This window comes from Lysobacter sp. P5_B9, assembly GCF_054049835.1.
On sequence record NZ_JBFULP010000003.1, the window covers coordinates 375,036 to 384,130 of the forward strand.

The following is a 9,095-nucleotide window of genomic DNA, read 5'->3' on the forward strand; positions in this document are numbered from 1 at the left end:
CCGATGGCCAACGAAAGCCTCAGCCTGTTTCCCCTGCACACCGTGCTGCTGCCCGGCGCATCGCTGGGGCTGCGGGTGTTCGAAGCGCGCTACCTGGACCTGGTCCGCGATTGCGGCCGCAGCGGCCGTGGCTTCGGCGTCTGCATGATCATCAAGGGCGACGAGGTCGGCGCTCCGGCCACGGCGGCGGCGTTCGGCACCGAAGCGGTGATCGAGGATTTTGGCCAGGGCGACGATGGCCTGCTCACCCTGCGCGTGCGTGGCGCCCGCCGTTTCCATGTCGAGCGCGCCCGCGTGCGCGACAACGGCCTGCAGGTCGCGGATGTCCGCTGGTGCGAGGCCGGTGCCGCCGAGCCCGTGCGGCCCGAGCATGGGTTGCTGTCCGTGCTGCTGGAGAGCCTGATCGAGAAGAGCGGCAGCGAATACGCGAGCGCGGACCGCGCCTTGTTCGACGATGCCGCCTGGGTCGGCTGGCGATTGGCGGAATTGCTGCCCCTGCACGATGCGCAGCGGCAGGAACTGCTGCAACTCGACGACCCGCATGCGCGGCTGGATCGGATCCTGGCGCTGGTTTCGTAGCGGGCGTTCCGCCTGCGCCAATGGGCGGAACGGCCCCCCTACCGCGAGCGCATCCGTAACACCAGGCCACCGCCGTCCGGATGTGCCGCCTCCGCCGGATGGAAGGATTGCAACGCTTCGCGCACCTGCGCATGCGCATAACCCTCATCGGCCACTGGCAGCCAGAGCGACGCGGCACTCAGTGCCCGCTGGTAACGCAGGGTCTGCGCCGTGCCCAGCCACAGCGGCGTTCCGTCGCTCAAGGTCGCAGGCGCCGGCCACAGGCGCAGGGCGATCAGTTCATCCGCCTGTTTGCCCGGTCGCAGCAGCAGCAGGGCTTCCGGACGCGCCTCCAGCGTGGCCGGCAAGACCACGTGTTCGCGCGCGGGCGTATCGTCATCGAGCAGGCCCAGCGTCGTCACCCAGTTCGCCTGGGACTGCACGCGCCAACCCTTCGTCACCAGCAGCTGCTGCAGTGGTTGCAGCGGACCGGCGACCTGCACGTCCAACGCCCAGCGCCGTCGTTCGTCGCGTTCGTTGCGCTGTGCGGGCAAGGTGGCCCAGTCGGTGTCCCACCAGCGTTGCGCCGCGAGCGCTGTCGTCGGTGCGGCGGCGGTGAACTGGGCCAGCAGGCGATCGGCGTGGCGCGGCGCGTGCCACAGCGCCGCCGCGGCAAACGCCAGGTAGAACGCCCACGCCAGCGGACGCATCCAGAACGAACGCGCAACGTGGCGGCGATAGGCAAGACCCAGCACCAGCAGCCAGAGGATGCCGAACAGGGTTCCGCCGATCAGGTCGCTCGGCCAGTGCGCACCCAGATAGAGGCGGGCGAACGCGATTACCGTCGTCACCACGCCCGCGAGCAGGTACGGCCAGACGCGTTGGCGTCCCGGCAGTTCGCGTGCGATCAGCACGGCGAAGAAGCCGAACACGATCGTCGTCATCGTCACCGCGACCGACGGGAAGCCGAATCCGGCCGGCGCCGTGGGCGGGCGCGGCATGTCGATCAACGCCTTCAGCAGGCGGGTGAAGACCAGCCCGAACACGATCGCCGCGATCCAGTGCGTCGCCGCCATCCAGCGCTTGCGCCACAGCAGATAGAGCAGCGCCACCAGCGCCGCAGGCCCGAGCACCTGCACGTCGCCCAGGCTGGCCAGGCCCGCCATCAGGTGGTCGGCGAGCGGGTTGCGCAGGTTCCACATGAATTCGTGGACGGTGTGGTCCAGCGCCAACGGACCACCGCTCGCCAGCAGCGACGCCAGCAGGGTGAACCATGCCCAGCTGATCGCCAGCAGGCACACCGCCAACATCAGCAGCGAGGGCGACTCGGGGCGGTTGGGATCGATCAGCGCGACGGCATAACGGCCCAGGTGCGGATGCCGGCGCGTCCACATGAGCATGCGCGACAGCAGGTTGTCTGCATGCCCGGCGAACCATCGCCACGTGTACAGCACGACGACCCACGCCAGCGCCACCGCGGCCACCAGGCCGCCCAGGACCAGCGCCAGGCGATCCGCGACGGCCGCGATCGCGTCGTAGGACGCGCCCAGCAGCCAGCCCGGGGCCAGGTAGAGCGCGGACCACGCCAGGCATGCGATGAAACTCGGCGGGGCGTAACGCCGCAGCGGCATTCGCGCCATGCCCGCGATCGCGGGCACGAAGGGCCGCATGGCCCCGACGAAGCGGGCGAAGAAGATGCTCTTGATGCTGTTGCGGCGGAACATCGCCTCGCCACGATCGAGCCACTGCGGGTAGCGCGAGAACGGCCAGAGTCGTCGCAACTGGGGGCCCCAATGGTGGCCCACCCAGTAACTCGACGCATCGCCGCAGAATGCGCCCAGCGTGCAGCACACCAGCGCATAGGGGCCGTTGACGTGGCCGAGACCGATGAGCACCCCCACCGCGAACAGCAGCGGCAGTGCCGGCACGAAGAATCCGAGGAAGATCAGCGCTTCGGACAGCCCGATCAGGAAGATCACCGCGCCTGCCGCCAATGCATGCGCGCTGATCCATGCGCTGGCGGTGTCGATCCAGGTCGGTTCCATGGCCGGATTATGGCAGCAGCAGGCCGCGCTTCGTCACCACTGCGGCCATGGGAGGAGCCCGGTTGCGGCGATTTCCTTACACTGCCGCCATGTCATCCGCCTCACGCGAAGTAGCCGCCCTCAAGGCCGACAGTTTCGGTCGCATCGCCCTCATGCGTGATGACGCCGGCCTGTTCGTGCGCCGCGACCTGGGCCACGTCCCGCTGTGGTTGCGCCTGCCTGCGTGGTGGCTCGCGCGGCGCGAGGCGCACGCGTTGCAATGCGTCTCGGGGCTCGCGGCAACGCCGCAGCTGCTGCGCTGGGACGGCCGCAAGCTCGATCGCAGCTACCTCGACGGCGGCGCGATGTACCAGCGCCCGCCGCACGGCGATCTCGCCTATTTCCGCAAGGCGCGCCGCTTGCTGCAGCAGCTGCATCGTCGCGGCCTGGCCCATAACGACCTCGCCAAGGAAGCCAACTGGCTGGTGCTGGCGGACGGATCGCCCGCGATCATCGACTTCCAGCTCGCCACGCGCGGACATCCGCGTTCGCGCTGGATGCGGCTGCTCGCGCGCGAAGACCTGCGCCACCTGCTCAAGCACAAACGCACCTATTGCCCGCACGCCTTGACGCCGGTGGAGCGGCGGGTCCTGAAGCGGCATTCGTGGCTGCGTGAGGCGTGGTTCGCCACCGGCAAGCCGGTCTATCGCTTCATCACCCGCAAGGTGTTGAAGTGGGAAGACAACGAAGGGCAGGGACCCAAGCCATGACATCGCTCGCAGGAAAAACCTTGTTCATCACCGGTGCCTCGCGCGGCATCGGCCTCGCCATCGCGCTGCGTGCCGCGCGTGACGGCGCCAACATCGCCATCGCCGCGAAATCGGCGGTACCCAACCCGAAATTGCCCGGCACCATCCATACCGCGGCCGATGCGGTGAACGCGGCCGGTGGGCACGGGCTGGCGCTGAAGTGCGACATCCGCGAGGAGGACGAGGTGCGCGCGGCGGTCGCCGCCACGGTCGACGCCTTCGGCGGCATCGACATCCTGGTCAACAACGCCAGTGCGATCTTCCTGCGCGGCACCCTGGACACGCCGATGAAGCGCTTCGACCTGATGCAGCAGGTCAACGCGCGCGGCACCTACCTGTGTGCGCAGGCCTGCCTGCCGCATCTGCTGCAGGCGGCGAATCCGCACATCCTCACGCTGTGTCCGCCGCCGTCGTTGGACCCGAAATGGTGGGCGCCGCATACCGGCTACACGCTGGCGAAGATGGGCATGAGCTTCGTCACACTCGGGCTGGCGGGCGAATTCGGTCCGCGCGGCGTGGCGGTGAACGCACTGTGGCCGCGCACGTTGATCGCCACCGATGCGCTGAACATGATTCCCGGGGTGAGTCCGGGCAATGGTCGTTCGCCCGCGATCATGGGCGACGCCGCCCATGCGATCCTGACGCGCCCTGCCGCAGGCTTCAGTGGCCGCTTCCTGATCGACGATGAAGTGCTGGCCGAAGCCGGGGTCACCGACCTGTCGGGCTACGCGGTGGATCTTTCGCAACCGCTGTATCCGGATCTGTTCCTCGATTGAGTGCGCTGCACGGGAGCTGCCATGAAATACCTCCACAGCATGATCCGCATCCGCGACATCGACGCTTCGCTGCGCTTCTTCTGCGAAGGGCTGGGCCTGGTGCTGAAACGACGCAACGACTACCCGGAAGGCAAGTACACCCTGATCTTCCTCGCCGCGCCCGGCACGCCCGATGCGGAAGTCGAGCTGACCTACAACTGGCCGCCCGAAGACGGCTCGCCCAGCGAGGACTACGGTTCCGCACGCAACTTCGGCCATCTCGCCTTCCGCGTCGCCAACATCTATGACATGTGCGCGCACCTGCAGGCGATGGGCTACACCATCAACCGCCCGCCACGCGATGGCCACATGGCGTTCGTGCGCTCGCCCGACCTGATCTCGATCGAGCTGCTGCAGGACGGCCACCTGCCGCCGCAGGAGCCGTGGCGATCGATGCCGAATATCGGGCAATGGTGATTGCACGGTAATCGCAGGGCCTTCACGCTGCGGTTCGACGGCGGTAGGCGACGAAGCCGCGCGGGAAGGCGTGTGCCGACCGCCGGCACCGGTCGTTCCGTCCCCCACTGTTTCGGCTAAGCGGCGCGCGCGCGGATGCGCGAAAATGGCGGTTCTTCCACCTCCATACCGCCATGAGCACCTCCGCCGAACTCTTCGCGCTGTCCGAGCGCTACTACCTGCCCGTCTACCGCCCACGCCGGATCGTGCTGGATCACGGCAAGGGTTCGCGCCTGTGGGATCGCGACGGCCGCGAATACGTCGACTTCGGCGCCGGCATCGCGGTGAATGCGCTGGGGCATGCGCATCCGGCGCTGGTCGCGGCGCTGACCGAGCAGGCGGGCAAGCTGTGGCACACCAGCAACGTGTTCGTCAGCGAACCGCCACTGCGGCTGGCGGAGGAACTCGTCGCCGCCTCGCGGTTCGCCCAGCGGGTGTTCTTCTGCAACTCCGGCGCCGAGGCGAACGAAGGTGCGATCAAGCTCGTGCGTAAGTGGGCGACCGCGCAGGGACGTCCACCGGAGCGCCGCGTGATCCTCAGTTTCCGCGGCAGCTTCCATGGCCGCACGCTTGCGGCCGTCACCGCGACTGCGCAGCCGAAGTACCACGAAGGCTACGAACCACTGCCGCCGGGCTTCCGCTACAGCGACTTCAACGACCTGGACGCCGCCGCGGCCGCGATGGCGACGGGCGATGTCTGCGCCGTGCTGGTCGAGCCGGTGCAGGGCGAAGGTGGCGTGACGCCGGCGACGCCCGAATTCCTGCACGGCCTGCGTACGCTGTGCGATCGCCACGACGCGTTGCTGGTATTCGACGAGATCCAATGCGGCATGGGCCGCACCGGCCAGCTGTTCGCCGCGCACGCGTACGACGTCACGCCCGACGTGGTGACGCTGGCGAAGGCGCTCGGCAGMGGTTTCCCGATCGGCGCGATGCTCGTCGGGGGCAAGGCGGCGGACGTGATGCAGTTCGGTGCGCACGGCACGACCTTCGGTGGCAATCCGCTGGCGACGGCGGTCGCGCGTACGGCGCTGCGTGAACTGACGTCGCCGGCGCTGCTGGCCAACGTCGTGAAGCAATCGCAGGCGATCCGCGATGGGTTGGCTGCCATTGATGCGGAATTCGGCATGTTTTCCGAGGTCCGTGGTCGCGGCCTGATGCTCGGTGCGCAGTTGCGCGAGCGTCATGCCGGCAAGGCAGGCGAGATCCTCGACCATTGCGTCGAGCATGGCCTGCTCACGCTGCAGGCCGGACCGGACGTGCTGCGCTTCGTGCCGGCGCTCAATATCGGCGACGCGGATGTCGCGGAAGGGCTTGCGCGCCTGCGCGCGGCGATTGCCAGCTTTGCCAAGGCTTGATCCGAACAAAAAAGCCCGGGAAACCGGGCTTTTTTGATGGCTTCTTTGCGGAGGCTCGAGCCCCGCGGTCAGTTGCGGATGATGGCGAAGGACTCGCGTGCGGCCGCGATGGTCTGCGCGATTTCCGTCTCGCCATGCGCGCTCGAGACGAAGCCGGCTTCGAAGGCAGACGGCGCCAGATACACACCGCGTTCCAGCATCGCGTGGAAGAACCGGTTGAAGCGTGCCGTGTCCGAGGCCTTGGCGTCCTCGAACGTTTCCACCGGGCCCTCCCGGAAATACAGGCCGAACATGCCGGGCACCCGCGTGGTGGTGAAGGCGATGCCGGCATCGCGCGCAGCGGCTTCGAGGCCGTCGCACAACGCATGTGTGCTGCGCTCCAGCGCGGCGTGGAAGCCGGGTGTGCGGATCAGGTCCAGCGTGGCCAGGCCCGCGGCCATCGCCACCGGGTTGCCACTCAGCGTGCCGGCCTGGTAGATCGGGCCGCTGGGCGCGACCTGCGCCATCAGGTCGCGGCGTCCACCGTACGCACCCACCGGCATGCCGCCGCCGATGATCTTGCCGAACGTGCTCAGGTCCGGGGTGATGCCGTAAAGCGCCTGGGCACCGCCGAGCGCGACGCGGAAGCCGGTCATCACCTCATCGAAGATCAGCACCGCGCCATGTCTCGTGCAGAGTTCGCGCAGGTGCTGCAGGTAGCCGGCACGCGGCAGGATGCAGTTGGCGTTGCCGACGATGGGTTCGATGATCAGGCCGGCAATGTCGCTGCCGGCTTCGTCGAAAAGCTTCGTGGCGGCATCGAAATCGTTGTACGGCAGCGTCAGGGTGAGATCGGCCAGCGCCGCTGGTACGCCCGGCGAATTCGGCAGGCCCAGCGTCATCACCCCGCTGCCGGCCTTCACCAGGAAACTGTCGCCGTGGCCGTGATAGCAGCCCTCGAACTTGACGATGCGGTTGCGCCCCGTCGCGCCGCGCGCCACGCGGATTGCCGAGAGCGTGGCTTCGGTGCCGGAATTCACCATGCGTACCATTTCGCAACTGGGCACGATTGAGGTGATGGCCTCGGCCATCGTCACTTCCAGTGCGTTGGGAACGCCGAAGCTGAGGCCGTCGCGCATCGTGCGCGCCACGGCGTCCAGCACCTGCGGATGTGCATGGCCGGCGATCATCGGTCCCCACGAACCGACGTAGTCGATGTAGCGGTTGCCGTCGACGTCGAACAGGTGCGCGCCTTCCGCACGTTGTGCGAAGAAGGGTTCGCCGCCCACCGACTTGAACGCGCGCACGGGCGAATTGACGCCGCCGGGAATCAGGTCCTTCGCGCGGGTGAACAGGGAGTGGGACCGTTCGTTCTTCATCGGGGCTCTTCGAAGCAGGAAATGTAGGCACGGGTGGCGGCCGCGGGATCGGGCGCGTCGAAAACGCCGCTGATCACTGCGAGTAGATCGGCGCCGGCTTCCACCAGGGGACGTGCATTGTCCGGTGTGATGCCGCCGATCGCCACCCGCGGCACGCCCAGGGCGGCGGCCGCTCGCAACAGATCCAGGGTCGCGCGGCGCGCGTGAGGCTTGGTAGGCGAAGGGAAGAACGCCCCGAATGCCACGTAGCTGGCGCCGGCGAAGACCGCCTGCCTGGCCAGTCCGGCATCGTCGTAGCAGGAGGCGCCGAGGATGGCCTCGGGCCCGAGTTCGTGCCGCGCCAGTGCGATTTCGCCGTCGTCTTCGCCCAGATGCGCTCCGGCGGCACCGATCGCGGCCGCCAGGGCCCAGTCGTCGTTGATGATCAGCGGGACGTCGAAGCTGCGGCACAGTGGCTGCAGTGCAAGCGCCTGCTCGGCGCGCAGGTCCTCGCTCGCGGGCTTGTTGCGGTATTGCAGCCAGGTGGCGCCGGCGCGCAGCACGGTTTCGACGCGCGCGAGCAATCGAGCGGTATCGGCTTCATCGGGGGTGATGGCATACAGGCCGCGAGGCGGCCAGCGCGGGGTCATGGCGGCGAGCATCCTCGGTCCGGGCGTGACAAAATGCATCCCCCGCACCGCAAATTCCAGCCATATTTATCCATGAGTGAAGCCGCCACGACCACCATTTACCGCACCTGGATGTGCGTCGTCTGCGGATTCATCTATGACGAGGCCAAGGGGCTGCCGGAAGAGGGCATCGCGCCGGGTACGCGCTGGGAAGACGTGCCCGATACCTGGACGTGCCCGGACTGCGGAGTCACCAAGGACGATTTCGAGATGATGGAAATCTGACCCGCATCCGCGAAAGTCATGCCAAGGGCCGCATTGCGGCCCTTTTTGCATCCAGGGGCACTCAGGAGTGGGGAATGGCGGGGCTGAAGACCAATTCGGCGCCGTTTTCCAGCTTCAGACGCGCCGCCTCACCTGCGTTGAGTTCCAGCACGAACCGCGCCGGCGCGTTGCTGGGATAGGGCGGGCAGCCGTCACCCAGGGCGCAGGGCGGGACATCACGTTGCTGGGACACCAGGCGCCGCGCATTGTCGAAATAGAGGATGTCGAGCGGGATATGGGTGTTTTTCATCCAGTACGCCTGCGGCTCCTCGGCGTCGTGGATGAACAGCATGCCGTGATCGGCGGCCATTTCGTCGCGGAACATCAGCCCACGCGCGCGCTCGGCATCGTCGTCGGCGATTTCCACCTGGTAGCGCTGTCCGCCCAGCTCCACCCACGTATTGCTGCCGGTCGCGCATCCACCCAGCATCAGCCCGGAAAACAGCACAGCAGTCTTGATCAAACGCATCGGCATTCCCCTAGAAAAAACAGGGCGAACATCCGGTACGGCGGACACATCGTCAAGCGCGCTGGAATTTTTTTGCAAAACCCTCTTCCCAATCGGAGTGTGGCTGTGCACAATGCGCGCCCCGCTGATCGGGACGTCCTGAGGGACAGAACGGAGGGCGGGGACGGCGGTAAAAAAGGGCGCGGTGAGGTGTTGACGGCCCTGAAATTCGCTGTATGATGTGCGGCTCCCTCGGGCACTTTGGTGCAGCGGGGAACGGACGAGGCGCTGAGGCCGAAGTCCAGGATCTTTGACAGTGTGCGCAGGTGACTTGTGC

General features: G+C 67.5%; 10 protein-coding genes. 6 read left to right on the forward strand and 4 right to left on the reverse strand.

From position 1 onward, the window contains the following. Window positions 1–3 precede the first annotated feature (3 nt). Window positions 4–579, forward strand: coding sequence for an LON peptidase substrate-binding domain-containing protein (locus tag ACXJJ9_RS09400; RefSeq protein ID WP_457096924.1), 576 nt, complete (start codon window positions 4–6; stop codon window positions 577–579). Between the two features lie 38 nt (window positions 580–617). Here the strand turns inward: ACXJJ9_RS09400 and ACXJJ9_RS09405 are convergent, their stop codons facing one another. After that, window positions 618–2,603: a bifunctional DedA family/phosphatase PAP2 family protein gene (locus ACXJJ9_RS09405; protein WP_457096925.1), complete on the reverse strand. Its 1,986-nt coding sequence runs from the start codon at window positions 2,601–2,603 to the stop codon at window positions 618–620. An 89-nt stretch (window positions 2,604–2,692) separates the two neighbouring features. Here ACXJJ9_RS09405 and ACXJJ9_RS09410 point away from each other — a divergent pair, with 89 nt between their 5' ends. From ACXJJ9_RS09410 to ACXJJ9_RS09425, 4 genes are all read left to right on the forward strand, one after another. Next, window positions 2,693–3,352, forward strand: a complete 660-nt coding sequence (locus ACXJJ9_RS09410) for a serine/threonine protein kinase (protein WP_457096926.1) — start codon at window positions 2,693–2,695, stop codon at window positions 3,350–3,352. After that, window positions 3,349–4,167 (forward strand): SDR family oxidoreductase, encoded by an 819-nt coding sequence (locus ACXJJ9_RS09415; protein ID WP_457096927.1) that lies wholly within the window; start codon window positions 3,349–3,351, stop codon window positions 4,165–4,167. The genes ACXJJ9_RS09410 and ACXJJ9_RS09415 overlap by 4 nt, the downstream gene beginning before the upstream one ends. A gap of 21 nt (window positions 4,168–4,188) precedes the next feature. Further along, window positions 4,189–4,623: a VOC family protein gene (locus ACXJJ9_RS09420; protein WP_457096928.1), complete on the forward strand. Its 435-nt coding sequence runs from the start codon at window positions 4,189–4,191 to the stop codon at window positions 4,621–4,623. A gap of 173 nt (window positions 4,624–4,796) precedes the next feature. Next, complete coding sequence (locus tag ACXJJ9_RS09425; RefSeq protein ID WP_457096929.1) at window positions 4,797–6,020, forward strand: acetylornithine/succinyldiaminopimelate transaminase; 1,224 nt, start codon at window positions 4,797–4,799, stop codon at window positions 6,018–6,020. Between the two features lie 68 nt (window positions 6,021–6,088). Here the strand turns inward: ACXJJ9_RS09425 and hemL are convergent, their stop codons facing one another. Together hemL and thiE are read right to left on the reverse strand one after the other, a co-directional pair. After that, window positions 6,089–7,378 carry a glutamate-1-semialdehyde 2,1-aminomutase gene (gene hemL / locus ACXJJ9_RS09430; protein ID WP_457096930.1) on the reverse strand — a complete coding sequence of 430 codons (1,290 nt, stop codon included), beginning with the start codon at window positions 7,376–7,378 and terminating at the stop codon, window positions 6,089–6,091. After that, complete coding sequence (gene thiE / locus ACXJJ9_RS09435) at window positions 7,375–8,007, reverse strand: thiamine phosphate synthase (RefSeq protein WP_457096931.1); 633 nt, start codon at window positions 8,005–8,007, stop codon at window positions 7,375–7,377. Before thiE ends, hemL begins: the two co-directional genes overlap by 4 nt. A gap of 33 nt (window positions 8,008–8,040) precedes the next feature. On the opposite strand from thiE, the gene ACXJJ9_RS09440 reads away from it, so the two are divergent. Beyond that, complete coding sequence (locus ACXJJ9_RS09440; protein WP_457096932.1) at window positions 8,041–8,271, forward strand: rubredoxin; 231 nt, start codon at window positions 8,041–8,043, stop codon at window positions 8,269–8,271. Window positions 8,272–8,332: 61 nt separating this feature from the next. Here ACXJJ9_RS09440 and ACXJJ9_RS09445 read toward each other — a convergent pair whose 3' ends face one another. After that, window positions 8,333–8,779, reverse strand: a complete 447-nt coding sequence (locus tag ACXJJ9_RS09445; RefSeq protein ID WP_457096933.1) for a DUF192 domain-containing protein — start codon at window positions 8,777–8,779, stop codon at window positions 8,333–8,335. Between the last annotated feature and the right edge of the window lie 316 nt (window positions 8,780–9,095).